The following is a 237-nucleotide window of genomic DNA, read 5'->3' as shown; positions in this document are numbered from 1 at the left end:
GATCCCTTCTGAACCATAAAGAAGGCCGTTTTTGCGGCCTGCCATCAGGGGCTGCGCCTGTTCATGCAGCAAAGCTTCTTTGCCCTCAAATGCCTTGAATAACTGATCACCCGCCCTGACCGAAAGTTCACCCGGATGTGAGAAGAGAGAGAGCACGTCATGTGGCAGGTTCAATGTGTTGACGCACCGCGTAATGACTTTACGAAAAATGGCTTCTGCATCGGAGAGCGCAGAGAT

At 51.9% G+C, this 237-nt stretch carries 1 pseudogene; it reads right to left on the bottom strand.

From position 1 onward, the window contains the following. Window positions 1-237, bottom strand: a pseudogene (locus KVT28_RS26805) (plasmid-partitioning protein); the annotation flags it as partial.

The sequence above is a fragment of the Pantoea sp. GbtcB22 genome, from assembly GCF_019091025.1.
Taxonomy (GTDB): domain Bacteria; phylum Pseudomonadota; class Gammaproteobacteria; order Enterobacterales; family Enterobacteriaceae; genus Pantoea; species Pantoea leporis.
This window is presented reverse-complemented; position numbering and strand designations above follow the sequence as displayed.